22 protein-coding genes, 2 tRNA genes and 2 pseudogenes are annotated in these 26,447 nt (G+C 37.3%); 18 read left to right on the top strand and 8 right to left on the bottom strand.

The window, feature by feature from the left end; genetic code table 11:
* The first annotated feature begins 6 nt into the window (after positions 1 to 6).
* A tRNA-Ile gene (locus IGJ49_RS12385) sits at positions 7 to 80 on the top strand.
* Positions 81 to 126: 46 nt separating this feature from the next.
* On the opposite strand, the pseudogene IGJ49_RS12380 reads toward IGJ49_RS12385, so the two are convergent.
* The 4 genes and pseudogenes from IGJ49_RS12380 to IGJ49_RS12365 form a co-directional block, all read right to left on the bottom strand.
* Positions 127 to 432, bottom strand: a pseudogene (locus tag IGJ49_RS12380) (transposase); the annotation flags it as partial.
* A gap of 24 nt (positions 433 to 456) precedes the next feature.
* Positions 457 to 1,796, bottom strand: a protein-coding gene (locus IGJ49_RS12375; RefSeq protein ID WP_438722380.1) for an IS3-like element ISEnfa3 family transposase whose coding sequence is annotated in 2 segments (ribosomal slippage) — positions 457 to 1,355 and positions 1,355 to 1,796 — 1,341 coding nt in all. Because the reading frame shifts where the segments join, the coding sequence is not laid out codon by codon here.
* Between the two features lie 55 nt (positions 1,797 to 1,851).
* Positions 1,852 to 2,843, bottom strand: a pseudogene (locus tag IGJ49_RS12370) (ISL3 family transposase); the annotation flags it as partial.
* A gap of 261 nt (positions 2,844 to 3,104) precedes the next feature.
* Positions 3,105 to 3,177, bottom strand: a tRNA-Lys gene (locus IGJ49_RS12365).
* A gap of 382 nt (positions 3,178 to 3,559) precedes the next feature.
* Between IGJ49_RS12365 and IGJ49_RS12360 the strand changes: the two genes are divergently transcribed.
* From IGJ49_RS12360 to IGJ49_RS12320, 9 genes are all read left to right on the top strand, one after another.
* On the top strand, positions 3,560 to 4,135 hold the full coding sequence (locus IGJ49_RS12360; RefSeq protein ID WP_010736696.1) for a DUF1836 domain-containing protein: 576 nt from the start codon (positions 3,560 to 3,562) through the stop codon (positions 4,133 to 4,135).
* Positions 4,125 to 4,982 (top strand): DegV family protein, encoded by an 858-nt coding sequence (locus IGJ49_RS12355; protein ID WP_010736695.1) that lies wholly within the window; start codon positions 4,125 to 4,127, stop codon positions 4,980 to 4,982. The genes IGJ49_RS12360 and IGJ49_RS12355 overlap by 11 nt, the downstream gene beginning before the upstream one ends.
* 363 nt (positions 4,983 to 5,345) lie before the next feature.
* Complete coding sequence (locus tag IGJ49_RS12350; protein ID WP_010736694.1) at positions 5,346 to 6,416, top strand: baeRF3 domain-containing protein; 1,071 nt, start codon at positions 5,346 to 5,348, stop codon at positions 6,414 to 6,416.
* A 256-nt stretch (positions 6,417 to 6,672) separates the two neighbouring features.
* Positions 6,673 to 7,680, top strand: a complete 1,008-nt coding sequence (locus tag IGJ49_RS12345) for a DUF1002 domain-containing protein (RefSeq protein ID WP_010736693.1) — start codon at positions 6,673 to 6,675, stop codon at positions 7,678 to 7,680.
* Between the two features lie 301 nt (positions 7,681 to 7,981).
* The gene (gene yycF / locus IGJ49_RS12340; protein WP_019723593.1) at positions 7,982 to 8,686 is read left to right on the top strand and encodes a response regulator YycF; all 705 of its coding nucleotides are present in this window, start codon (positions 7,982 to 7,984) and stop codon (positions 8,684 to 8,686) included.
* Between the two features lie 4 nt (positions 8,687 to 8,690).
* Positions 8,691 to 10,532, top strand: coding sequence for a cell wall metabolism sensor histidine kinase WalK (gene walK, locus IGJ49_RS12335; protein ID WP_010736691.1), 1,842 nt, complete (start codon positions 8,691 to 8,693; stop codon positions 10,530 to 10,532).
* Entirely contained in the window at positions 10,529 to 11,836 is a 1,308-nt protein-coding gene (locus IGJ49_RS12330; protein ID WP_438723683.1) for a YycH family regulatory protein, read from the top strand. Before walK ends, IGJ49_RS12330 begins: the two co-directional genes overlap by 4 nt.
* Positions 11,837 to 11,838: 2 nt before the next feature.
* Positions 11,839 to 12,711, top strand: coding sequence for a two-component system regulatory protein YycI (locus IGJ49_RS12325; protein WP_010736689.1), 873 nt, complete (start codon positions 11,839 to 11,841; stop codon positions 12,709 to 12,711).
* 54 nt (positions 12,712 to 12,765) lie between these two features.
* Positions 12,766 to 13,575 carry an MBL fold metallo-hydrolase gene (locus tag IGJ49_RS12320; RefSeq protein ID WP_010736688.1) on the top strand — a complete coding sequence of 270 codons (810 nt, stop codon included), beginning with the start codon at positions 12,766 to 12,768 and terminating at the stop codon, positions 13,573 to 13,575.
* Positions 13,576 to 13,746: 171 nt separating this feature from the next.
* Here the strand turns inward: IGJ49_RS12320 and IGJ49_RS12315 are convergent, their stop codons facing one another.
* Positions 13,747 to 14,409: a lysostaphin resistance A-like protein gene (locus IGJ49_RS12315; RefSeq protein ID WP_438723681.1), complete on the bottom strand. Its 663-nt coding sequence runs from the start codon at positions 14,407 to 14,409 to the stop codon at positions 13,747 to 13,749.
* A gap of 466 nt (positions 14,410 to 14,875) precedes the next feature.
* On the opposite strand from IGJ49_RS12315, the gene groES reads away from it, so the two are divergent.
* The 5 genes from groES to IGJ49_RS12290 all read left to right on the top strand — a co-directional run bounded on the left by groES (position 14,876) and on the right by IGJ49_RS12290 (position 19,842).
* Positions 14,876 to 15,160 carry a co-chaperone GroES gene (gene groES / locus IGJ49_RS12310; RefSeq protein ID WP_019723198.1) on the top strand — a complete coding sequence of 95 codons (285 nt, stop codon included), beginning with the start codon at positions 14,876 to 14,878 and terminating at the stop codon, positions 15,158 to 15,160.
* A gap of 36 nt (positions 15,161 to 15,196) precedes the next feature.
* Positions 15,197 to 16,822: a chaperonin GroEL gene (groL, locus tag IGJ49_RS12305; RefSeq protein ID WP_010736685.1), complete on the top strand. Its 1,626-nt coding sequence runs from the start codon at positions 15,197 to 15,199 to the stop codon at positions 16,820 to 16,822.
* Between the two features lie 328 nt (positions 16,823 to 17,150).
* Positions 17,151 to 18,557: a PTS sugar transporter subunit IIC gene (locus IGJ49_RS12300; RefSeq protein WP_019723199.1), complete on the top strand. Its 1,407-nt coding sequence runs from the start codon at positions 17,151 to 17,153 to the stop codon at positions 18,555 to 18,557.
* A 72-nt stretch (positions 18,558 to 18,629) separates the two neighbouring features.
* Complete coding sequence (locus IGJ49_RS12295) at positions 18,630 to 18,902, top strand: hypothetical protein (RefSeq protein WP_010736683.1); 273 nt, start codon at positions 18,630 to 18,632, stop codon at positions 18,900 to 18,902.
* Between the two features lie 16 nt (positions 18,903 to 18,918).
* Positions 18,919 to 19,842 (top strand): LacI family DNA-binding transcriptional regulator, encoded by a 924-nt coding sequence (locus IGJ49_RS12290; RefSeq protein ID WP_010736682.1) that lies wholly within the window; start codon positions 18,919 to 18,921, stop codon positions 19,840 to 19,842.
* Between the two features lie 34 nt (positions 19,843 to 19,876).
* Here the strand turns inward: IGJ49_RS12290 and IGJ49_RS12285 are convergent, their stop codons facing one another.
* Positions 19,877 to 21,304 carry an IS1182 family transposase gene (locus tag IGJ49_RS12285; protein WP_371740615.1) on the bottom strand — a complete coding sequence of 476 codons (1,428 nt, stop codon included), beginning with the start codon at positions 21,302 to 21,304 and terminating at the stop codon, positions 19,877 to 19,879.
* A gap of 125 nt (positions 21,305 to 21,429) precedes the next feature.
* Positions 21,430 to 22,182 carry a MerR family transcriptional regulator gene (locus tag IGJ49_RS12280; RefSeq protein ID WP_010736681.1) on the bottom strand — a complete coding sequence of 251 codons (753 nt, stop codon included), beginning with the start codon at positions 22,180 to 22,182 and terminating at the stop codon, positions 21,430 to 21,432.
* Positions 22,183 to 22,373: 191 nt separating this feature from the next.
* On the opposite strand from IGJ49_RS12280, the gene IGJ49_RS12275 reads away from it, so the two are divergent.
* From IGJ49_RS12275 to nadE, 3 genes are all read left to right on the top strand, one after another.
* Complete coding sequence (locus tag IGJ49_RS12275) at positions 22,374 to 22,733, top strand: DUF1827 family protein (protein WP_023520312.1); 360 nt, start codon at positions 22,374 to 22,376, stop codon at positions 22,731 to 22,733.
* A 466-nt stretch (positions 22,734 to 23,199) separates the two neighbouring features.
* The gene (locus IGJ49_RS12270; RefSeq protein WP_010736679.1) at positions 23,200 to 24,672 is read left to right on the top strand and encodes a nicotinate phosphoribosyltransferase; all 1,473 of its coding nucleotides are present in this window, start codon (positions 23,200 to 23,202) and stop codon (positions 24,670 to 24,672) included.
* Positions 24,673 to 24,684: 12 nt separating this feature from the next.
* Positions 24,685 to 25,512: an ammonia-dependent NAD(+) synthetase gene (gene nadE, locus IGJ49_RS12265; RefSeq protein ID WP_023520311.1), complete on the top strand. Its 828-nt coding sequence runs from the start codon at positions 24,685 to 24,687 to the stop codon at positions 25,510 to 25,512.
* A 266-nt stretch (positions 25,513 to 25,778) separates the two neighbouring features.
* Here the strand turns inward: nadE and IGJ49_RS12260 are convergent, their stop codons facing one another.
* Positions 25,779 to 26,117 carry a RidA family protein gene (locus IGJ49_RS12260; protein ID WP_169058488.1) on the bottom strand — a complete coding sequence of 113 codons (339 nt, stop codon included), beginning with the start codon at positions 26,115 to 26,117 and terminating at the stop codon, positions 25,779 to 25,781.
* Positions 26,118 to 26,447 lie beyond the last annotated feature (330 nt).

Below are 26,447 nucleotides of genomic sequence, written 5' to 3'. Positions count from 1 at the left end.
CAACCTGTACCTTTAGCTCAGTTGGTCAGAGTAGACGGCTCATAACCGTCTAGTCGTAGGTTCGAGTCTTACAAGGTGCATATACCAAAAGCACTCTACGATTTAATCGGTAGAGTGCTTTTTTTGTTATCTAACTTTGATTAATTGATTGGTCAAAAAGATTCTAATTTTCATGTTCTCAAATGATTTAAATCCGTAGGATACTCGTTTCATTGTTTTTATGTGGGTATTTTTTGCTTCTATTTTTCCATTGGAGTAAGGATAAATCATCGCATTGGCGATGCCTTCTTGGTAAGTCAGAAGGTTTTGAAGTTTCTCACGAAAGCCGTCATCTAACGTTTCAGGAAGTTCTGCTAATAAGGAGGAAAACAAGTCAGGGTCTTTGTCTCGAAAAGCATCAACTAATTCATGGAAAAAGGGATACGCCTCCTTTTGAACTGAACCCCAAAAGTTGAACTATTTAATGGACTGTTTCCGATATTCTACTGGAGATAGTCCATTTAACTTTAGTTTTATTCTTTTGTTATTATACCATCTAATATACTCATTTAATTTACTTTGAAATGTCTCAATTAATCGGAATTTTTCTCGATAAAAAAACTCTGATTTAAGCACACCAAAAAAATTTTCTATTACAGAATTATCTAAGCAATTTCCTTTTCTAGACATGCTTTGAATAATGTTATTCTCTTTTAATTTTTTTTGATATTGTGGCATCTGATACTGCCATCCTTGATCTGAATGTAGAATCAGTGAACCCTCAGTTCCCTTTTTTTTAATTGCTTGTTGAAGCATTTCTTCAATCAGTTTATATGTTGGACTAGTTGATATACTATAACTAATTATTTCTCCGTTAAATAAATCAAGTATAGGAGATAGATAGATTTTTCTTCCTTTTATCTTGAATTCAGTGACGTCTGTCACCCATTTTTTATTGGGTGTATCTACTGAAAAATTTCGTTTTAACACATTCTTGGCAATTTTTCCTACTGTTCCTTTATAAGATTTATATCGCTTTATTCGGATTTGACAGGTAAGTCCCATTTGGGACATTAATTTTCTAACTGTTTTATGATTGATTGTATATCCTTTCATCTTTAACGCTAAAGTGACTCTACGATAACCATAAGAGTTTCTTGATTCTTTTACAATCGCTGTAATTTCTTGCTTAATCTTGCTATATTTATCTGGCTTATCTAATTTTTTTACCCAGTAATAATAAGTTGACTTCGCTAATTGTGCAATTGAAAGTAATAGATTCAATTTAAATTCTTTTTTGAGCTGAAGGATTGTTTTAACCTTGATTTCTTCTTGCTCAAATCTTGTTCTTGAATCAAGGTTTCTAACTTTTTTAAATATGCGTTCTCTGCTCTTAAACGAATAACTTCTTCTTCAAGAGACTCATCTTTAAGTTTTTTAGGAATGTTTAGCTTGGAATTCATACTAATTTTTCTGCCCCTTTTTTGGCTCTCAAGTGAAGAAGAACCGTCTTCTTCATATTGCTCTATCCATTTACTTAGAGTTCTATTTGAACCGATATTAAATTTTTTAGCAGTTTCTTGGATAGAAAGACCATTTGTTTCCATATATTCTATAACATCAAGTTTAAATTTTGTAGTGTAGCTTTTGCCACCTCCAACCAAGCCTTCCCAACCATGATAGTTATAAATCCTTACCCAATGTCTAACCAGTGTACGATTTATTTGATATTTATGTGCAAGATATTTGTAGCCGCCTTCGTTATTTAAATAGTCTGAAACTACTTTTTTCTTAAAATCAAATGTATATTTCCGCAAAAAAAGCACCCCTTTTAATTAGATTTCTAGTCTAACTTTTGGGGTGCACATCATTTTTTAGGGGCGTGGAAAATCTAAGCAATCGAGCAATCATCATTGCTTCAGTAAGAAATGGGTATTTAGGTGCTCGGAAACTTTTCCATGTTTTATATTCATAGTGGTTAATGTTTGCACGATTTGTTAGCAGAAAGCGCCAGTTCTTTTTCAGTTTTTCTGCATGGCTTTTCTGTCCTGCTTTACGCAGTTCATTCATTTCACGGATACGTAACTCATTGAAAGCTTGATTCACGTGTTTGCTAATATGAAACCGATCAATCACTACTGTCGCATTTGGCAGAACGCGTTTGGTGAGTTGGAAGTAGGCGGTGTTCCTGTCTGTGACTAAGAATTTTACTTCTTTTGGATTGGTGCAGCCTAAGAAATAGTTTGTTAATCGAGGCAATTTACGCGTAGGTAAGATATCAATTAAGTTACCTGTTTCTCCATCCGCGCAAATAAAGATTATTTTATCTTTTATGGAAGTGTGCGAACGAAATTCATCAACCATCCATACTTTGGGGAGAATCCTCTTAGTGGGCTTTAGTAAATAGCTTTTAAACTCTTTCAATATACGAATAACGACGGTCAAAGATACCTGACAACTTTTCACATTAAAAGATAAAGAGACTTTTTCAGTCAGTAAAGAAGCAATTTTATATCTGACAGGATCCGCAATTGAACGTCTTAGGCGGACAAAATAGCTTTGAGCAGTCCAATGGGGACGACAGTTTTACAGGTATAGCGTTGCTTTTTTAAGCGTATAATCATTGGCATAGGATTGTATTGTTCAAAGCGGACAATGATTTCCTTCTTTCCATTTTTCAACACAATTGCTTTCCCGTTTCCATCTACCACAGTAGAACCACAACTTCTACAGACACGAGAATCAGGTGAGAGAATAGCATGAATGATCAATGTTTTTTCCTTATGAAAGATCTCGTAAGAGATCTCAGTAATCATCAACTCTTTATCTATTGATCTCAGCATTATTTTGATAGAATCATTCATATAGCATATTGTCCTCTCAGTTGTTTATTTTGTGGTGATTTAATCATACTAGAGAACGATATGTTTTTTAATAACTAAAATGAAAATGGGACTGAAGGATCAATTTTGATTCATCAGTCCCATAAATTATAGAGCCAAATAAAATACTAAGATACATTCCCAAATTTCATACCCGAAAAATAAAAAATGCCACCACATACACTCTTTTCCAAACTACCGAAGTAGCCAAGAGTGTACTGGTGACGTGGGTTTGGCACCCAATGGGCCGTGAGGGGCTCGAACCCGCGACCCGCTGATTAAGAGTCAGCTGCTCTACCAACTGAGCTAACGGCCCATATGAAAAAGTACTTTATTATAGTAGCACTAAGCATTTTAAAATGCAAGGCACGTACAATAAAAAATCTACGAAAACTTTACTACTTCCTAGAAATTCATTCATAGTTTATTCATAAATGACCGTTATGATAAATGTATCCCAACCAATAAAGTTCTTGCAAAAGAACAACCCATAACACTTTTTCATTTTTTTACTCCTTTTCCCGTCATGAAAATGGCGGGTCTTTTTTTATTCCAAGAAGAATCTAGAACAAGCATCGTTTAAACGCTTGTTATCGATGTTTGATTTTGTTATTAATTTATCTAGTTTGAGTAACTAGATTGAATGTTTTTGAAAACTTTGATAAGATATTAATGAGAACATTAAAGGAGCTTTCATAATGGAAAAAATGCGTCAGCAATTAATTGATTGGGCTGTTAGTATCGAAACGTTTCGTTTACCACATTGGGAAGAACTTCCAGACTTGGAGCTATACATGGATCAAGTCAAGACACTAGTAGATCGTCATTTATCACCAGTTATCCAAGGAGAAAAACATCCTTTGTTAACTTCTTCAATGGTTAATAATTATGTGAAACTAGGTTTAGTACCGGCGCCAATCAAAAAGCGATACAACAAACAACATGTGGCATTTCTGATTGCTATCACAACGCTTAAACAAGTGTTGACGATTCCTGAAATCAAAGAAGGAATTTTGTTTCAAGGAAAAACAGTGGGCATCCGTGAAGCATACAATCTTTTTTGTGATGAACAAGAAAATGCGATACGAATGGTCAGTCAATTAGCCCAAGGAAAACAACATGAACAATTATTGAATCAAGAACTTCCATTAGAATATGTTGCTGTACGTTCAGCGACGATTTCTTTTGCAATGAAGCTACTAGCAGAAAAAACGATCAGTTTAGAAAGCGAATATTTACAAGAGGCAAAAAAGGAGAAAGAAAATGAAGAATAAGATTGCGATTTTAGTAGACTCAGGAACAGATGTGCCACAAGAAATCATCGATATGTACAATATTTATGTGATCCCTTTGAAAATCATTTATAAAGATAGAGAATATACAGATAAAGTCGATATTACTCCTGAAGAGATTTATAAGCGTTTACCTGAGGAAATTCCGGGTACCTCGTTACCTGATGGAGAATCAATCACTAAGATTTTTGATCAAATCAAAAATGATGGATATGATAAAGTTCTAGCAATCACTATTTCAAGTGGTTTGAGCGGGACGAATAATGTGGTTCGTCTTGTCGCACAAGAACAAGAAGGAATCCAAACACATGTATTAGATACTAAAAATATTGGTATTGGCGCCGGTTTTACAGCAATCCAAGCCGCAAAATGGATCGAAGATGGCATGGAATGGGACACGCTGATCGATGAATTAGTTGCATTAGCTGAACGAACGAAAGTCTTTTTCAATGTAGCAACACTTGAATACCTGCAAAAAGGCGGACGTATCGGTCTAGTTGCCTCAATTTTAGGAAATGCCTTAAAATTGAATCCTATCATCTCTTGTAATGAAGAGGGCATCTATTATACAGTAGGTAAAGCACGAGGCAGAAAGAAAAGTTTAGACAAGACAATGTCCTATGTGAAAGAAGCTGTCGGGGATGCAAAAGTCTTCAACTTGGCAGTCGCACATGGTGCGGCGGAAGAAGAAGCAATTGAAATGAAGGCTCGTTTTGAACGTGAATTCCCTAATGTCCAAGAGATTTATTTTGGACAAATCTCACCGGCATTGGTTGTCCATACTGGCCCAGGTTTATTAGGGATCGGTGTGCAAATACTTGAACCATAATATGATCGAAGCTAAGTGATCATCAAAGAACAGCATTATTTTTTATCTAAAATAATTAGAAAAAAATAGTGGACACTAAAAGAATCGCAAATAGAATTCCGCTCTGTAGAAGTTAGATATTCGTCTGACTTCTCTAGGGCGGGATTTTTTATGGGGAAATTTAATTTTTGAATTTAATGGAACATGCTTCAAGAGTTTTTGGAGAAGAAAAAACACAATTCCGGCATTTTTGATTTTGTATAAAAAATTAGGTTGACCTTAGAATCGCTCTAACCAATATCATTAAAGTAGGCATAGAAATGCGGATCATATCGATTGATCACTATGCCAGGTTATTTTTAGGTAGAAAGAAGGAGTTTAAAAATGAATTATTTAGAATTAAGTGCCCACAGAGAAAATCCAGCGGTAACGATCATGTTAGGGATGCCAAATGACGAGAAAAGTGCTGAAAAATATAAACTAGTGTTAAAAAATCTAGTAAAACAGATTATTTTAGAGTTGGAAGAAAGGGAAGGAACAGCGGCGAAAACAATGATTCGTAAAATCGATCAAGTGTTAAAAGACTTTCAACCTACGCATAAAAGAGGAAGCATTGTCTATTTTATTTCGCCAAGTGTCAATGAACAAATCGAAGTACCGTTTGTGTTGGAGAGTCAATTTGTTATTGATGCGTATTTCCATACAAAAGAAATCTTACGAAGTGAAAGTAAAATGAACCATTATTATGTGTTAACGATTGGGATGGATTGTTCACGTTTACTAGAATATGTAGATGATACGCTGATACAAGAAGTGAAAGACGCACATTTCCCAATCAGGAATAAAGGCTACTGGGCAAAAGACCGCGTATTGAATTCAATGGGAAGTGTTCAAACGAATTACAAAAAAGAGTTCTTCAAATGGATTGATTCTGAGTTACAACCTTATTTGAATCGTCATCCACACCCAATCATTTTAGCTGGAACAACAGAAAATATTGCGACATATAAACAGATTTCACATAAAGATGAACGGATTGTTGGAGAAATCTATGGGAACTTTACAGTTGATAGTGGCGAAAATGAGTTGGCAATAGGAGAGCAAGCAAATCAGGTGATTCACGAATACATTCGTCATCAAAAAGAGACGATACTACACACTATAGTAGGAATGGAAAACCAAGGGCGTGTAGAGCGTGATGTAGCCAACATCTACAGACAAGTAATTAAAGGAAAAGGGCAAAAATTGATTGTAGATCACGCTTACTATCAAGAGGCGGTGATTAGAGATCATCAAGTCAAATTAGTAGATATCTCACCGAGTGACGAAGGCTACGTCGAAGATATCGTCAATGAAATCATTTATGAAGTCATGCGTTACGGAGGAGAAGTTATCTTTGCCGAAACAGAAGTATTAGAAAATCAATCGCCGATCCTATTACAATTACGCTATTAAAAATCGATTCATACAAATGGGAAACTAGGAAGCTTAGAAGAATAAGGAGATAGCCCAAGCCCAACACTCGGATACATTCGGAGGTTGGGCTTTTTGATGAAAGATAAAGTCTAAAAAGTTTGGAATAGCTAAGAAAACACTCGTAATCTTAAAAGATAGTATAAGATTCTTTTCAAATCAGCCTTGAGGCGTAGGTTATCTTATAGACCTTATAGTACAATGTTTAAAACAGAAAACAGCTACATGGAGGTTATGTATGAAGAAAACAAAACTTATTGCCACTCTCTTGGTCTCAAGCCAAGTTTTACTAGCAACACCAATCGTATTAGCAGACGAGACAGCAACAACGCAAAGTATTGTCCCAATTTCAGGAACGGTCGACTCGACAGTTGCTACGCATTCTTCCGATTCAACAACGACAACCAGCTCTAGTGAACGATTACAGATCAATGCAGTAGCAATCGGTAATGCGTTAACGAAAGAACAAGAAACTTATACATTAGATAAATTAGGGATCAAAGGAGAAACACCGATCTATAAAACGTCCGGTACAGACTTGATGTCCTATATTCCTGACGGTGGATTTACCAAAGACTGGGCAGTTTATAGTTCTGTACGTATGCAGACGCTCGCTGAAGGCGAAGGGATCACTGTTGATATCGCGACACCAGAAAATATCACACGAATCACAGCCGCTCAGTATCAAAATGCAGCGTTAACAGCTGGGATTACCGATGCAAAATTGACGGTCGCATCTGCAGTACCGATCGATGGTTCAGGTGCTTTAGCTGGTGTGTACAAAATCGTTGAAGAGTCAGGGGGCATCATTAATCAAGACCGTGTCAGCGTGGCTCAAAATGAGATGGATGTTTTATCGTCTATCACAGAAGAAAACAAAGACAAAGATGGCTATTCCGATGAAGCATTAAATAAAGCACAGGAGCAAGCGAAAGAAGAGTTAGCAGCTAAGACTGCTGACGGCAAAGAGCTGACACAAGCGGATATTCAAACGACAGTAGAAAAAGCTCTGAAGGATAATGGACTAGAAGATGTAATGACAAGCGATCAAGTCACAGAAATAACTTCGTTGATGAGTGAAATGAAAGATAAAAATATTTTTGAAGACTTCGTGAAAGAATTAGACTTGACTGAGGCGAGTAAGCAAATTCAAGAAAAATCAAAAGGGCTTTGGGAAAATATCAAAGGGTTCTTTAGTGGCATATGGGATTCGATCACTGGCATGTTTTCTGGTGACTCTCAATAATCGAAATAGTTTTTTATGTATGAAATATTTGATTTGAGCTACCCTATACGGATCTTTAGTCAATGAAGCAAGAATAAACCGCTATAACTTTTCCGGGTTAGCGGTTTATTTTTATAATCATCTAATTGCATACTTTGATAAGCGACAAGTGAGATTCGTGGGGGGGTGTAGGAATCTGAATCCGCCTGTTCAATCATGCAATTTTTATCAATAACCTCCTATTTTTTTAGAAAGATGAAACCTGATAAGAAATGCGGTATAATAGAACAGAATGACAATACTAACTAAGAGGTGGCTCTTTATGAAAAAAATACTAGTTGTCGACGACGAAAAACCGATTTCGGATATCGTCAAATTTAACTTAGCAAAAGAAGGCTATGACGTCTATACAGCATATGATGGGGAAGAAGCTTTAGCAAAAGTAGCCGAAGTGGAACCTGATTTGATTTTACTAGATTTGATGTTACCAAAAATGGATGGCTTAGAAGTGGCTCGTGAAGTACGAAAAACGTTTGATATGCCGATCATCATGGTGACAGCTAAGGATTCTGAAATCGATAAAGTGTTAGGCTTGGAACTGGGAGCAGATGATTATGTGACCAAACCGTTCTCTAATCGTGAATTAGTGGCACGTGTGAAAGCAAATCTTCGACGTGGCGCTTCTGCTACCAAAGAAGTGGAAGAAGTCACACCTTCTGAACTGATCATTGGGGACTTAACGATCCATCCTGATGCGTATATGGTGACGAAACGTGGCGAAACGATTGAATTGACTCACCGTGAGTTTGAACTGCTCTTTTATTTAGCAAAACACATTGGTCAAGTCATGACACGGGAACATTTGTTACAAACCGTTTGGGGCTATGATTATTTTGGTGATGTTCGTACAGTAGACGTGACCGTTCGTCGTTTGCGTGAAAAAATCGAGGATAATCCAAGTCATCCTAGCTATTTAGTTACACGCCGAGGCGTAGGGTATTACTTGCGTAATCAAGAACAGGAGTAATTGGATGAAAGGAAAAGTCCGTTTTTTTCGATCAGTAAACTTCAAAATAGCTATTACATTTATTTTGATTTTACTGATCTCAATTGAAATTATAGGTGCTTATTTTATTAGAGGATTGGAACGTTCAACGATCAATACCTTTATCAAAGATATGAACCAAACAGTCGAAACATTAGCGACAACGATCAGTCCAGAACTGAATGGGAAAGGCAATGAAAGTGCGACTATCGATGATGTCAATGGGAATATCAAGCGTTTTATTGAGACCAGTGCTTCAAGTGATATCATTGAGATCCGTGTCGTGGATGAAAAAGGCATCATTCGAGCAACGACAGAGGTAAGCGAACAAGGTTCAGTCGGCAAAAAGAATGATTACGTCGATATGAATGATTTTACAACCAAACGATATGTCGCATTAGATGATGACGGAAAACGAGTAAATATCAATATTCAACCGATTTTGTCCCCGACCGGCGACGCCGTCATCGGGGCTCTTTACGTCAAAAGTGATATCGAACAAAAATATTCAGAAATCAATAATACAGCACTAATTTTCTTTACGGCTTCGTTAATTGCTGCATTTATCTCAATGGTTGTGTCTGTTCTGGTCGCACGTTCCATTACGCAACCGATCGGTGAGATGCGTGAGCAAGCGATCCGCATTGCGCGTGGTGATTATAGCCGTAAAGTAAAGGTCCATGGTCAAGATGAATTAGGTCAGTTGGCTGAAACGTTCAACCAACTAGCAGAACGGATCGAGGAAGCGCAGGATACAATGGAAGCTGAACGAAATCGGTTAGATAGCGTCTTGTCACATATGACAGATGGTGTTATCGCAACCGATCGTCGAGGGAAGATCATTACGATCAATGATATGGCTGTCTCATTATTAGACTTGAAAAAAGAAGAAGCAATCGGACAGTCAATCTTGACCCTTTTAGCAATTGAAGAAGAATACACGTTACGAAAACTGTTAGAAGATCCGAATGAAATGATTTTAGATCGATCAACTGGAGCGAGAGAAGCTGACCAGATGATTTTACGCGTCGATTTTTCGATGATCCGTCGAGAATCTGGCTTTATCAGTGGGTTGGTTGCAGTTTTACATGATGTAACGGAACAAGAGAAAACAGAACGGGAACGTCGTGAGTTCGTATCGAACGTTTCCCATGAGTTGCGTACGCCTTTAACAAGTATGCGTAGTTATATCGAAGCACTTAGTGAGGGTGCTTGGAAGGACGAAGAAGTCGCACCGAACTTTTTAAAAGTGACCTTAGATGAGACCGATCGTATGATCCGTATGATCAATGATCTACTGAACCTATCTCGCATGGATACGGGGAATACTCAATTACAATTAGAATATGTCAATTTTAATGAACTCGTTAATTTTGTGTTAGATCGTTTTGATATGATGGTTGGTAATCAAGAAAAAAATTATACGATCCGTCGAGAATTTACGCAACGAGATCTGTGGGTCGAGATCGACACAGATAAAATTATTCAAGTTATTGACAATATCATGAACAATGCAATCAAATATTCACCCGATGGGGGAGCAATCACCTGCCGGTTGCTTGAAACACATAACAATGTGATTTTAAGTATTACAGACCAAGGGCTAGGTATCCCTAAAAAAGATTTGAATCGTGTATTTGAACGTTTTTATCGAGTAGATAAAGCAAGAGCTAGAGCGCAAGGTGGAACAGGATTAGGCTTAGCAATCTCTCGCGAAGTAGTGAAAGCACATCGTGGCGCAATCTGGGCAGAAAGTAAGGAGGGACAAGGTTCAACCTTCTATATTTCTTTACCTTATGAACCGTATGAGGAGGAATGGTGGGAATGAAGATTTCTGAAAAATTTATACGAATTGGTTTGATCTTGATGGTTGCATTAAGCCTGTACTTCTCTTATGCAATTTGGTTGAGTCCAGCAGGGAAAACTTCAATCAACTTAGAAGAGAGCAATTCACAAGTGATTGAATCACAAAGCTATCGTAAAGCATCAGAAATTTATTTGCCTTTACACCTCGCATGGTTTCAAACAGATACAGTGAAAGAAACGAATAGTGAGAACCTGATTTCTCAAATACATGGGTTGATCGAAGGTGCTCGTTTTGGCAAGCTGACAGAAGTCGTGGAAGCAGACCAAGAGAAGTTCAATCAAAAGAAGTCTCTCAATGAAGGAATCGAATTCTCTTATAACGCACCCTATCTACTCAGTGGCTATGTGAAAGCATTTGGTTTGAATATTGATCTAGGTTCAGTCCAAAATGAAGATGTCTATTTTACGAGTGTCCAATTTGATCTAAAAGACGAAAAAGTTAGTTTTATTGATTATGATCAGCGGACGATTTACGAAGCCAGTATATCGATGGATTGGAAAGAAATAGAACATGATTTGAATTCTTCAGATGTCAACTGGACACCTGTATTCAGAACGCCAGAAAGTATTGAAACACAGCACAGTATCAAAGAACCAATGAAACTAAAAAAATACAGTTATATCTTATCTCAGCAACCATACACCGTCTTTCGGAATGCTTTTTTTTCCCAGCCAGATGTGGTTAAAAACAATGATGAAAGTACGGAATTGATTTTTTATGATGGCAATGAAACAATGACGATCCATTCAGAAAATCAGATCGTCGATTTTAGAGGAGATTTACCGACGATTGATGAACCAAACAATATTTTTACGGACAGTTTTCCTTATGTCAGCAAACTAGGTGGCGCGTTAGGCAATGTTCGATATTTTGATCGTAATAAGAATACAATCGATTATCGTATTTTTGTAGAAGGATTTCCCGTATTTGGTTCAGACAGTAAAGGAAAAGTTGCAATCGAAATCGGTAATGAGCAAGTCAATAATCAAGTAAGTATCCAAACGAGTTTAAATACCATCCAAGTCCCGATTCCTTCAGATGAAGAAGTCGAGTTGCCTAGCACCGACGATGTATATCAGGAATTAGTAGATAATGGGGCAGAAGAATCGAAAATCGAGTTGATTATTGTTGGCTATACATGGCAAAACATCGAAGAAACAAATCGGGTGGTTGATCTATTCCCAGAGTGGTATGTGAAATATCAAGGAGAATGGTATTCTGCAAATGAATTATTGACCAAACTACCTGAGAAGGAGGCGGAGTAACTATGGATTTCAAAAAAATTGAATGGATTTTCTTCGTCGCCTTTCTAGGATTGAATGTTTTTTTATTTAGTAGTTATCATGAATCGATCAACCAAGAGCATACGGTAATACGCTCAGATCAGACAGAATCAATCAAAAAACGGTTAGCAAATGATGATATTACTTATACGGGTGATTTCTCTTCTGAAAGTAAGCAAGGCTACTATTTAAGTGCGGAAGAAACGGAACTGAGTCAAACGTTGTTCAAGTATCGCCAAGATAATAATCGACGTGGTTTATTAGAAAGTGGAGTTTCGATCAATGATAATATATTGACTAAAACATTATCGGACTCTGAATCTGAAAGCAAAGTCCTTGATCCAAATCGCATAGCAAGTTCACTCAATGATTTTTTGGATAACGAGGAAGATGTTTTATTTGGTAATGAGTATATCTATATGAAAAATTTCTCTGTATTAGAAGGTGATTCTCCTGAAATCACAGCGAGCCAAACGTATGAAGGATTGCCATTCTATGATGATACAGCTAAACTTATTTTCTCCCTCGAAAAAAAGGGGGATGAGTATCGCATTTTGAAGTATACTCAAACCCACTTAACGAATATTGAACAGTTGCGAGAAAAAACAGAATTGCATACGGAAGAAGAAGCTATTAATACATTGTATGTAAATAATAAAATCTCTCGAGGATCGAATATCCTTTGGCGTCAGCTGGCTTACTCTCGTATTTTGAAAGTACGAGAGAAAAATGTGTATGTACCGGTTTGGTATGTTGCAATTGAAACGCCGGATAAGACTTATCAGATCGAAACGGTCAATGCATTTAGTAATACGATTATTACAAATAATTCGATCCCAAAGGTGGAAGATCATTAAAAAAGTAGGTATAATGAAAAAAGTTTACAAAGTAAGAAGGGAAGTAGTAGTAAAATGGCTGAAGGAAATACAGCTTTTAAAATCAGTATCCTTGCAAGTGGGAGTTCAGGAAACTCATTATATATCGAGAGTGACAAAAAGCGACTTCTGGTAGATGCAGGACTGAGTGGGAAAAAAATTACTTCCTTAATGGCACAAATCGGTCGGACGCCCGATCAATTAGACGGTATTCTTGTGACACATGAACATCGAGATCACATTCATGGGGTAGGTGTTTTGGCGCGTAAGTACCATTTAGATATCTATGCAAATGAAAAAACATGGGAAGCTATGGCTCCGATGATCGGAAATGTCCCAATTGAACAAAAACATTTATTTCAGATGGGGAAAGTCCAAACATTTGGCGATTTAGATATCGAGAGTTTTGGTGTTTCTCATGATGCAGCTGCACCACAATTTTATCGTTTCCATAAAGAGAATCGTTCATTTGTCATGCTGACGGATACGGGTTATTGTAGTGATCATATGCGAGGGATCATTGAAAATGCTGATGGGTACTTGATGGAAAGCAATCATGATCTAGAGATGTTGCGTATGGGGCCGTATCCTTGGAATTTGAAACAACGTATTTTAGGCGATCGTGGTCATTTATCGAATGAAGATGGTGCATTAGTGATGACTGATGTAATTGGCGATCGTACAAAACGAATCTATTTAGGCCATTTAAGTAAAGAAAACAATATGAAAGAATTGGCCCATTTGACTATGGAAAATATTCTTAAGGAAAAAGATCTAGGTGTGGGATATGATTTCAATGTGTACGACACTGACCCGGATGCTGCAACAGAATTATTTTCAATTTGATCAATCAGTTGTGACGGAAGTGATCGGCTCATAAAAATAAGCGGTAAAGTCCGAAAATTTGAAGGAATTTTTGGGATTTACCGCTTTTTTCGTAAGGAGTTACCTCCTGAATGCTATTTATTTTATTATAGGGAGTGCCTGATGATGAAAGTCACAGGCTTTTTTTATTTTTTACAGTAAATCTTGTTGCAATGCCAATTGTACAATGACAACTAGAGTGTTCATACCAATATGGGTAATCATTGGTGCCCAGATTCGTCCAGTGGATCGGTATAGTAAACTAAAGAAAAATCCTAAAAAGAAGTAGACGAGTAAATGCCCATCATTGTGTGCTAATGCAAAGAGCAAGGAACTAACACTTGCACCTACCCAAAAGTTGGTATAGTGACCAACGATGCCAAGAATACTGCGACGAAATACAAATTCTTCCATGATTGGTCCGGCAATAGTTGTAGCAATAATAAAAGCAGGAGTATCTAAAATCAGTTGGATAATATTTTGCGTATTTTCAGATGGAGAGACTTCTCCAAAAAAGAAACTCTCGATCATAACCGCAATACTTTGTAAAATTAGAGCGATAAAGATACCAACTACTCCATATAAAATGATTTTTGAGCGAGAAGCAACTGGTACGTTTGCTTCGATTTCTATGGGTTCTTTATGCCTGAAGTACAAGAACCACAGAATGATTGCACCTAAGATATACGCAACTGTTGTAGCATTAATCAAACCTGACGTTGAATTTACAAGTCCGACAGATGTCAGAAGTAAAGGCGAGACAAATACTAGCCCGTAACAAAAAATGCTAAAAAAGCTATATTTTTTTAATGACATATGAAACCTCCTTGAGCTAAGTGAAAAGCCAAGTGTAACTTTCTTTCTTGCTCTAATAATATAGGAAAAGCAACCGTTCGTTGAACTTTAATTGAAGAAACTTAGTAGCTTAATCAACTTCTGTGTTACTAAACACTATCCATTGTTCATTATACCATATCAAGATGTTTCTCTGATCAGTTAGTATTGATCGGCTTTTTCATGACCTATGATAAACGGTGTTCAAAAGCCAGCTCCTTCAATATTAAGTCAAAACTTGAAAAAATATGAGAAGCTATTTTCTCAAATTTTGCCTTAATACTTGGAGCTGATCGGCTTTTTCACAATCTTCTTTAAAAATTTTTTTTCTATGATTTAAAAAGCTTGCAAAAGAATAGGAGAATGAGTATTATTAAAAATGTAGGTTAGCACTCGATGTGATAGAGTGCTAATGGATTCAAAAAAAGAGTTATCGGAGGGATTTATCGTGTTAAAACCATTAGGTGATCGCGTCATCATTGAAGTCGCGCAAGAAGAAGAAAAAACTGTTGGAGGAATCGTTTTAGCTTCATCAGCGAAAGAGAAACCTCAAACTGGAACAGTTGTAGCAGTGGGTGAGGGACGTTTGCTAGAAAACGGTGAAAAAGTTCCTGCAGCTATTAAAGTAGGCGACCAAGTAATGTTTGAAAAATATGCCGGTACAGAAGTGAAATTTGAAGGAACAGAATATTTGATCGTCTCTGGAAAAGATATCATGGCGATTGTTGAGTAAGTACAAAACAAAAATAATTGATGAGGTGACGAAAAAATGGCAAAAGAATTAAAATTTGCAGAAGATGCACGTGCAGCAATGTTACGTGGTGTAGATAAATTAGCAGATACAGTAAAAGTGACATTAGGACCAAAAGGCCGTAATGTTGTTTTAGAAAAATCATATGGTTCTCCATTGATCACAAATGACGGTGTGACGATTGCAAAAGAAATCGAATTAGAAGATCATTTTGAAAACATGGGTGCAAAATTAGTTTCAGAAGTTGCATCTAAAACTAATGATATCGCTGGAGATGGTACAACGACAGCGACTGTATTGACTCAAGCAATTGTCCGTGAAGGTTTGAAAAACGTCACAGCTGGTGCTAACCCATTAGGTATTCGTCGTGGGATCGAATTAGCCACTAAAACAGCAGTGGAAGAATTACACAACATCTCAACTGTTGTTGACTCAAAAGAGGCTATTGCACAAGTTGCGGCTGTTTCTTCTGGTTCAGAACAAGTGGGCCGTTTGATTGCGGATGCAATGGAAAAAGTCGGCAATGACGGTGTCATCACAATTGAAGAATCTAAAGGAATCGAAACAGAATTAGATGTCGTAGAAGGTATGCAATTTGACCGTGGTTACTTGTCACAATATATGGTAACAGACAACGACAAAATGGAAGCTGTTTTGGAAAATCCATACTTGTTGATCACTGACAAGAAAATTTCAAATATCCAAGATATCTTACCTTTATTAGAACAAATCTTACAACAATCACGTCCTTTATTGATCATTGCTGATGACGTGGATGGCGAAGCATTACCAACATTGGTATTGAATAAAATCCGTGGAACATTCAATGTTGTTGCTGTAAAAGCACCAGGTTTCGGCGACCGTCGTAAAGCAATGTTAGAAGATATTGCTGTCTTGACTGGTGGTACAGTGATCACAGATGACCTAGGATTAGAATTGAAAGATGCAACAATCGAAAACTTAGGAAATGCTTCAAAAGTTGTTGTGGATAAAGACAACACAACGATCGTTGAAGGTTCAGGCGATAAAACAGCTATTGATGCACGTGTTCAATTGATCAAAAACCAAATCGCTGAAACAACTTCAGACTTTGACCGTGAAAAATTACAAGAACGCTTAGCGAAACTTGCCGGCGGAGTAGCAGTCGTAAAAGTCGGAGCAGCAACTGAAACAGAATTAAAAGAATTGAAACTACGTATTGAAGATGCGTTGAACGCTACTCGTGCTGCTGTTGAAGAAGGCATGGTCTCTGGTGGTGGTACAGCATTAGTGAACGTGATCAACAAAGTAGCGATGATCGAAGCAGAAGGCGACGTAGCAACAGGTATCAAGATCGTTACTCGTGCATTAGAAGAACCAATTCGCCAAATTGCTGAAAATGCTGGTTATGAAGGATCAGTTATTGTTGATAAATTGAAAAATGTTGATTTAGGAACAGGATTCAATGCAGCAACTGGTGAATGGGTAAACATGGTGGAAGCCGGAATCGTTGACCCAACAAAAGTAACTCGTTCAGCATTACAAAATGCAGCATCTGTATCTGCATTACTATTAACAACTGAAGCAGTTGTGGCAGATAAACCAGAACCAGCAGCACCTGCTGCACCAGCTATGGATCCATCAATGATGGGCGGTATGATGTAATAACTCCAGAAGAACCTTGTTCAATCAAGGTTCTTCTTTTTTTGTCTTCTTAGAAAAAAGCATAAATAGGGTAAAATTGAGTGTGACGTAATGAGATTGTGCATTCATATTGTAAATAAAAAATGGGCAAATCACTAAATTGACAAGCCAATCATCAAATTGTTGTATTATTATTTCATCGATTTAATCTATGGAAGAAAATTTATTTCCTTTAATATTTCTTTCACTCTTTCGCTAGCGAAGTTCACAAAGTTATGCTATATTTGTGATATCATTATAATGTATGCGTATTCATGATGATGGAAGATCGAATTGTAGGAGGATGAAAATGAATAAATTGATGGAATGGATGGAGAGATATATCTTGCCAGTTGCCACGAAGATTGGTTCGGAAAAGCATCTGGTTGCTTTACGTGATGCGTTTATTGGAACCATGCCGGCAACGATGGCTGGGGCAATTGCGGTGCTATTGAATGCGTTTATGCGTGATTTTCCTAACACGTATCTAGGTGAAGGGAATGCCATTACGACTTTTTTTACACCAGTAATTGGTGTCAATGGCCTGATTTGGAATGGGACGCTAGCGATTATGGCAGTCGTATTCGCATTGTCACTAGGCGCAAATTTGGCAAAGGCATATGAAGTGGACCCTGTATCAGGAAGTATTGTATCTTTAGTTGCATTTATTATTGGATTACCTGATGCTGCCACAGCTGTTTTGACGTTGCCAGAAAAATTGTCACAAGATGCTATGGACATGATCACTACCGCAGGCGGCGTGATTGCTGATGGTACTGATGGTGGACAGACGCTTTCGATGGGCGCATGGGGTTATTTCAACTTTGGGAAATACATGGGGGGTTCTGGTCTTTTTACAGCTATGATCTTTGGTTTTATTTCTGTTATCATTTTTGCACTATTGATGCGTAAAAAAATTATTATCAGAATGCCAGAATCAGTGCCACCAGCAGTTGCACGTGCTTTTGCCGCAATCATTCCTGCAGTTGTTTCTTTATATGTTGTGGGAACGATCAATTATATCTTCCGACAAACAGCAGGAGTACCATTGATTGACTGGATCTCTGAAGCGATTCAAAAACCTTTGATGAATTTATCGCAAGGGTATGGCGCAGTGTTTATTATCGTGTTACTTGTTCATGTGCTTTGGTTCTTTGGATTACATGGAACAAATATCATGTCACCAGTGTTACAGACACTTTATGGTACAGCGATGGTCGAAAATACCAATGCCTTTCAAAATAATGAGCCAATCCCCTTCAAATGGGTAGCAGGTTCATTTGAAGCATTCGTATGGCCTGGTGGTGCCGGCGTAACGTTGGTATTGATCGTCATGATTTTATTTTTATCAAAACGTGCCGATTATAAAACAGTTGGTAAGCTAGGGATTGCTCCTGGTTTGTTCAATATCAATGAACCAGTGATGTTTGGTCTACCAGTCGTATTGAATCCATTGTTGATGATCCCATTCATCGTCGCACCACTTGTAACGGCAACCATTGCTTACTTTGCGACAATGGCAGGCCTTGTTCGCCCAGTGGTGGTAAATGTGATTTGGGTCATGCCAACGATTATCAGTGGGTTCTTAGCAACCGCAGGTGACTGGCGTGCCATTGTCTTGACGATCGTCAATCTCTTAGTCGCTGCTTTAATTTGGGCACCATTTATCTTGGCTGCAAACCGTTTAGATCCTAATCTAGGTGAACCAGAAGAATAAAAGAAGCAAACTCCTTGCTATGAGACGCGTTTCATACCGTATACTCAAAGCATAAATAAAGGAGGGCTTCTTATGAATACCTATATCAAAGCAACGCAAGGCACCAAGAATCAATGTTTTTACGCATTTGTTGAGTTTAAAGATTCCATGCTCGTGTTGTCTAGTTTTCAAGGCCTTAATCGATCGGTGATCAAAAAAATCAATTTAGCAGATATTTCTGGTTTGACCAAGGATAATTATTGGGGTGGTCAACGAATCAGTTTCTATGACCAAGGAACATTGTATCAATTTTTCGAATGTGGACCTGCTGTGGTAGACTATCTACAAGAAAATCTTTTTGTATAGGTGGCGAACAGTAGTCATGGCAAACATCCGAGATATAGCCAAACGAACAGGATATTCTGTTTCGACGGTATCCCGTGTCATCAATCAACATCCTTATGTCGATGAAGCGAAACGAACAGAGATCTTGAAAGTGATCAAAGAATTAAATTATGTACCGAATGCCAATGCCAGGCAACTAAGTTCTGGAAAAACTAAAAATATTGGTGTCATTTTACCTTACACAAATCACCCATATTTTGATCAGTTGCTCAGTGGAATCATTGAAGTCGCTTTTAGTGAGGGCTATAAAGTGACGTTGTTGCCAACAAACTACCAAATAAAACGGGAACAACAATATTTAGAAGAGTTTGCGGCGAAAGCATTTGACGGATTGATCATTACATCAAGAGCAAATCCCTTAGAGTTGTTGCTTGATTATCAACGCTATGGCCCTATCGTCTTTTGCGAAAAGATCGAAGACTTGGAAGTAATGAGTGTCTATATTGATCGCAAACAATCGATTACTGATGGCTTATCCTTTTTAAAAGATCAAGGTGTCAAACGTTTAGGTGTCACCTTAGGAAGAACCGGTCGAATGAGTTACAATTCGAAAATCACATTAAAACTGTGTAAAGAGATTTTTCCTGACTTTAATGAAGCTGATGTCTACTGGCAGTGTATTGATACCGAGCATGGGAAAATGGCAGGGGAATTTTTTAAGGAACGAGGAATTGATGGCATTTTCACGAATTCAGACACAGTAGCAGCGGGAATCCTGCAAAGCTACAAAAAACAAAAAATACCAATTGTTGGTAGGGAAAATATGCTGATCAGTGAATTATTAAATTTTTCAACAATTGATCACCATTTGAAACAATGTGGTGAGACCGCTTTTCGTTTGTTTTTGAATGATACAGTCGAACAAGTAAAGATTCCGTATACTTTTATTCAACGTCCGTGAAATAAAAAAGACAAATCCTTTTTGTGGATTTGTCTCAGACTGTAGACAAAAAGGAGTGGCTTAATTGCCAACTCCTTTTTATTAGTCTTTGTAGAAATTTGAAATAAAAAGCCATAGGCTTTTTTGCTTTCCATAGCCATGAGGCTAGTTTTTTTAAATTCATGGCAGCAAACGTAAGCATCGTGTGCGTGGCGACTTTTTCGAGACCTCGATATTTTGTCCAACGCATACCATGCTTTTCTTTTGCATCTGCAAATATTCGTTCAATAGTTTGTTTTCTCTTTTTATAAATTTCTCTATTCAACGCCGTATGGCGTTGGTGTTCAAGTTCATCCATAAGATCCGCCCAAACATGTCGAGTTACTATTTTTTGATGTTTTGTACTCAAAGTACAGTTTTTAAGTAATGGACAACTCCTACAGAATTTTGGATTTGATTTATAGGTTCGATAACCATCACGAGTGATAGTTGAAAATAACAACGGTTGATTATTGGGACATAAATAGCAGTCAAAATAGGCATCATAAACAAAGTCTTTTTTACGAAACATTCCTTTTACTCCATGAGGTACAGTATATGGAAGAATCGGGTAGAGTTTCAAGTGTGACAGAAAATGAACAAATTTAGGCGTCTTATATCCTGCATCAGCGACAACACGCTTTATATTTGGAAAAGCTCTTTTCGACTGTTTGACCAGATCGATTGCGACTTGGCTGTCATGTACATTTCCTGGTGTGATTAATGTAGATAAGATAAAACCATTATCTTCACAGGAAGTATGCGCGGAATAAGCAAATTGTTTTTCTCGTTCACCTTTAACATAGTAACCACTTTCTGGATCTGAATGACTTATTTTTTGAAGACTCAACTCACTTTCTGTGTCCCATGTAAAAGGACGTTTTCCTACAGCAATACGTTCTTTATTTATTTCATCTTCTAATTCATCTTGATAAGCTTTAGCTTGACCGTAGGTCATTTCTTTTGTGAACTTATGTTTATTGGCATTTGCCTTAATATGAGTAGAATCAATATAAAGGTTGTCTTCCGTAACGAAGCCAGCTTTTACAGCTTGTTCTAGAATATGAGAGAAAATGTCTTCAAATAAAGTTGTTTCTCTAAATCTTCGAACATAGTTTTTACCAAAAGTAGAGAAATGCGGGATAGGATCCTCGAATGAATAACCTAAAAACCAACGATAAGCAACATTTGTTTCAACGTCTTTAATGGTCTGTCTCATCGAACGGATACCAAATAAATATTGGATAAATACTAATTTAATTAAGACCACTGGATCAATACTGGGACGACCATGGGTCGAATACGTAGATTCTACAATGGGATAAATGAAATCAAACTGAATCGCAGCATCAATCTTTCGAACTAAGTGATCTTTAGGTACAAGATCATCAATTGTTAACATAGCAAATTGATTTCTACCTTCAATCGATTGTTTTCTCATCATTAGAATCACTCCCAGAATAGTTTATACAATGAGTATAAAACAAAAAAACTGCAAACAACACTCCAAATTTAGGAGTTTGTCTACAGTCTGAGACAAATCCTTTTTGTGGATTTGTCTTTTTTTATTTATGCATGAGCTTGAATGATCTCATTCAATGCTATAGCGGCGCCTTTACCACAGCGAGAATCATAGTATTCAGTAAAACGTTCATCTGAGATATACAGCATACCTAATCCTTTGTGGGCTTCTGCTTGATACGTGGGCCAACTAAATAATAGCCATTTTTTATGTGCATCAAAAATTTCTTTTGCAAGTGCCTGATTTGATTGGTCAGACAGATAAGACGTTAAGTTCGTTAGTAATTGTTGCTCAACTTCTTGCATTTCTTGGTATTTTTCTTGGGAAAGGTTTTGCCATTGTTCGTTTGCTTTATCAATCGTTTCTTCTCCGTATTTTTCACGGATCTCTGTGCCATAGTTTGTTTCATTTTCAGTTATTTTTTGTTTTTTTAATCCTTCAAATTTTTCTTGGTCAGTCATCTTTTTTCCTCCTTTGAATTGTGCTAATGTTTGTTGGACGGTTGCCAGGAGAGTATCAATTTCTGCTCGTTTCTCTAGTAGTTTTCTCTGATGTTCGATGAGTGCATGTTGATGATCAAAGGTAGGATCATCTAATAATTCGCGAATTTGGTTCAGCGGAAAATCTAAGGATCGATAAAATAAAATTTGTTGTAGACGATCGATTTCTTGAGAACCATAGATACGATAACCAGCTGAATTGATCCGTTTGGGTTTGAGTAAATCAATTTCATCGTAAAAACGTAGTGTACGACTACTTACTCCTGAGAGCTGTGCCATTTTCTTAATTGTGTATTCCATTGTTTTCCCTCCTGACAAAACTAGCATAATCCTTGACGTAACGAGAAGGTCAAGTGAAAAATCATCTTTTTTATCTAATTGATTATATGTTATACTATTAAACGAAGAGAGGGAAATCAAATTGTTTTTTTATCGTCTTTATGAAAGCGATTTATTTTATTGAGTAAAAAAATTAAGAAAAGAGGAAAAGTATGAAACTGATTGAAACCCCGATTACGAGCAACTTGAATATCAAAACTTTTTATCCAAAAATCGTTGATTTCTTTTTTAGAAATTCTGCTATTCGATTTTATAAACTATTTTCTTTAGATCGTACACAGATTTTGTTGATCGATACCTATAATCAAGTCCAATTAGTGATGATCAATACAAAAAAGAAAATCACTAAACAGGAAATTGATTATGCAATCAAAAAAGTGTTGAAAACAGAACGATCAGCGGTCAATATCCATGTAGGTGTCAAGCAAGAATTAGAAGAAGCGGGTGTTCAGTTCAAACGGCCGAATAAGGACATCGTCATTGTAGAACAAGCCATCGCAACGATTGCATAGCTCGATCAATACAGCAAGAAAGTTATGGATGATCCTAAATTGAATAAGCGATAGGAAGTAAAGCGCCTAAATTCCAAGATAGTTTGATCTTTGGGATTTAGGCGTTTTTTACAACCTAGATAAACGGTGTTCAAGAAGCAACCCTTCAATAATAAGCCAAGAAAATCCAAAATGAAAAAGCCATTTTTGATTTTCCTGTCTTATTACTCAGTGCTGAGCGCTTCTTTCACAACCTCGATAAACGGTGTTCAAAAAGCTAACCTTCAACATTAAGCTGAAAAATCAAAAAATATGAAAAACTATTTTCTGATTTCTCATCTTACTGCTCAGGTCAAAACGCTTTTCTCACAACCTCCTATCTTATTTCTTTACTTTGTACAAAATAAAACAAGATTTCTTTTACTAGGGTATTTTTTTGTTATAATGGATAAGAAATGAAAATTGGCTAAGAGGAGCAATAAAAAAGATGACGACAACTTACTCAGATGACAGTTTGACGCTACATACGGATCTTTACCAGATCAACATGATGCAGACTTACTGGGAACTAGATAGAGCAGATAAACATGCAGTTTTTGAATGTTACTTCCGCGAGATGCCATTCAATCATGGTTATGCTGTTTTTGCAGGGTTAGAACGATTAGTGGATTATTTAGAAAACTTGACATTTACTGATACAGATATTGCGTATCTTCGCGAAATGGCTGTTTATCCGGAAGGCTTTTTGACGTATTTACGTGAATTCAAATTCAAAGCGACTGTCCGTTCCGCTCGTGAAGGAGAACTTGTTTTTGCGAATGAGCCATTGATCCAAGTGGAAGGCCCATTAGCCCATTGTCAATTAGTAGAAACAGCCTTATTGAATATGGTGAACTTTCAAACGTTGATCGCGACGAAAGCGGCTCGTATCAAATCAGTGATCGGTGACGATCCATTATTGGAGTTTGGTACACGCCGTGCGCAAGAATTGGATGCTGCGGTTTGGGGTACTCGTGCTGCTTATATTGGTGGAGCAGATGCAACGAGCAATGTTCGTGCAGGGAAAATTTTCGGGATTCCAGCAAGCGGTACCCACGCTCATTCACTTGTTCAAAGTTATGGGAATGACTATGAAGCATTTATGGCGTATGCAAAGACACATAAAGATTGTGTTTTTCTAGTGGATACTTACGATACCTTGAAATCGGGTGTTCCTAGTGCGATCCGTGTGGCAAAAGAACTTGGCAACAAGATCAATTTCCAAGGCGTACGTATCGATAGTGGTGATATGGCGTATATTTCGAAACGGGTCAGAGAACAATTAGATTCCGCTGGTTTTACAGAAGCAAAAATCTATGCCTCAAATGATTTAGATGAAGCGACGATTTTAAACTTAAAAATGCAAAAAGCAAAAATCGATGTTTGGGGCGTGGGAACAAAGTTGATCACCGCCTATGACCAACCGGCTTTAGGTGCAGTCTTCAAACTGGTATCCATCGAAAATGAACAAGGTGAAATGATCGATACGATCAAATTGTCTAGCAATGCAGAAAAAGTTACTACACCAGGTAAAAAACAAGTATGGCGTATCACTCGTAACTTTGATGGGAAATCAGAAGGCGATTATGTGACACTATGGGACGAAGATCCTCGACAAGAAGAAGAGATCTTCATGTTCCACCCGACACATACCTTTATCAATAAAACTGTTCGTGATTTTACAGCTCGGCCAATTTTACAAGATATTTTTGTTGAAGGAACGAGAGTCTATGACTTACCGACATTAGAAGAAATCAAAGAGTATACCAGAGGAAACTTAGATTCTCTTTGGGAAGAATACAAACGTGATTTGAATCCGCAAAAATATCCTGTGGATCTATCAACAGATTGCTGGAATCATAAGATGGCAATCATGGAACGAATGAAAAAAAGCGTCACACAATTAACGAGTGAACTATAGGAGGAATGGAAGATGAATCATTTACAACAAGCAATCATCGAAGAATTAGGCGTGAAATCAGTCATCGATCCTCAAAATGAAATTCGTGTGAGTATCGATTTCATGAAAGAATATTTGAAAAAGAATCCCTTCTTAAAAACCTTGGTTTTAGGTATCAGTGGAGGACAAGATTCTACTTTAGCTGGACGTTTAGCACAATTGGCAATGGAAGAAATGCGGGAAGAAACGAAAGATGATAGTTACCAGTTTATCGGTGTACGTTTGCCATATGGAGAACAGGCAGATGAAGAAGATGCCAAAGCGGCGTTAGACTTTATCCAACCAGACGTCCAATTACGTGTAAATATCAAACCCGCTGTCGATGCGCAAACGCAAGCATTGATTGAAGCAGGTGTGGAAATCAGTGATTTCAATAAAGGAAATATCAAAGCGCGCCAACGAATGATCACACAATATGCGGTTGCTGGACAACGCGCAGGGGCCGTGATCGGAACCGACCACGCAGCTGAAAATATTACTGGTTTCTTTACAAAATATGGAGACGGTGGGGCAGATATTTTGCCATTGTTCCGCTTGAATAAACGCCAAGGAAAAGCATTGTTGAAGGCTTTAGACGCGCCAGAACATCTCTATACCAAAGTGCCAACAGCTGACCTTGAAGAAGGCAAGCCGATGATTGCCGATGAAGTCGCATTAGGTGTCACATATGATGAGATCGACGACTATTTGGAAGGGAAAGAAATTCCAGTAGATGCACAACAAAAAATCGAGCAATGGTGGAATAAAACACAGCATAAACGTCATTTGCCAATTTCGATCTTTGATGATTTTTGGAAATAAAGTGAAATAAACGAATCAAATAAACCGTTAATCCTTTGTTGATCAAGGGATTAACGGTTTATTTTTGTTTGTATTCGCGTTTTGTTCTCCAGTGTATTTTTAAGGTGAAGATTTTTATTGCTTTGCTTCATTCTCATAGAAAAGAAGGCTTAAAAAATAAGTTTTCCACATTGGAAGAGTCAGTATTGAAAGAAACAAAATAGGATCGGCTATACTTGATTGGCACTCTTTGACAGTCTGAAACAAATCGATGTTCCTTAAGAAAATCATTTGATAGCGACAATAGCATCTATTTCTACTTTGAATCTTGGATCAATCAATCCAGCTACTATTACTACTGTCATTGCTGGTTTATTTTCTCCATATAGTTTTATAAGTGTCGTCCTAAGTGATCCTAAAAAGGAAGCATCAGTTAAATACACGTTCATTTTGACAATATTTTGGGTACTCGCTTCGTTATACATAATGATGGAATTTATTTTTTCAACAACGATTTGTATTTGCTCATCGATACCATCGGGAATGTAATCCTCTTTTTGAGGTGTCTGTCCGGAAATAAATAATAAAGGTGAATCTGTCATAACACTATTTGAATAGATAGCCATAAAATTACTCCTTTTCATTGATATTATTATTCAGTGCTGACCGCTTCTTTCACAACCTAGATAAACAGTGTTCGAAAGCCAGCTCCTTCAATAGTAAGTCAAAACTTGAAAAAATATGAGAAGCTATTTTCTCAAGTTCTGCCTTACTACTTGGAGCTAAACGGATTTCTCACAACTTAGATAAACGGTGTTCAAAAAGCTGACCTTCAACATTAAGCTGAAAAATCAAAAAATATGGAAAGCTATTTTCTGATTTCTCATCTTACTGCTCAGGTCAAACCGCTTTTTTCACAACCTAGATAAACGGTGTTCAAGAAGCAACACTTCAAT

This window comes from Enterococcus sp. AZ171, assembly GCF_051714005.1.
GTDB lineage: Bacteria > Bacillota > Bacilli > Lactobacillales > Enterococcaceae > Enterococcus_B > Enterococcus_B pernyi.
The sequence above is the reverse complement of the archived record's forward strand: the minus strand, read 5'-3'. Positions and strand labels throughout refer to the sequence as shown.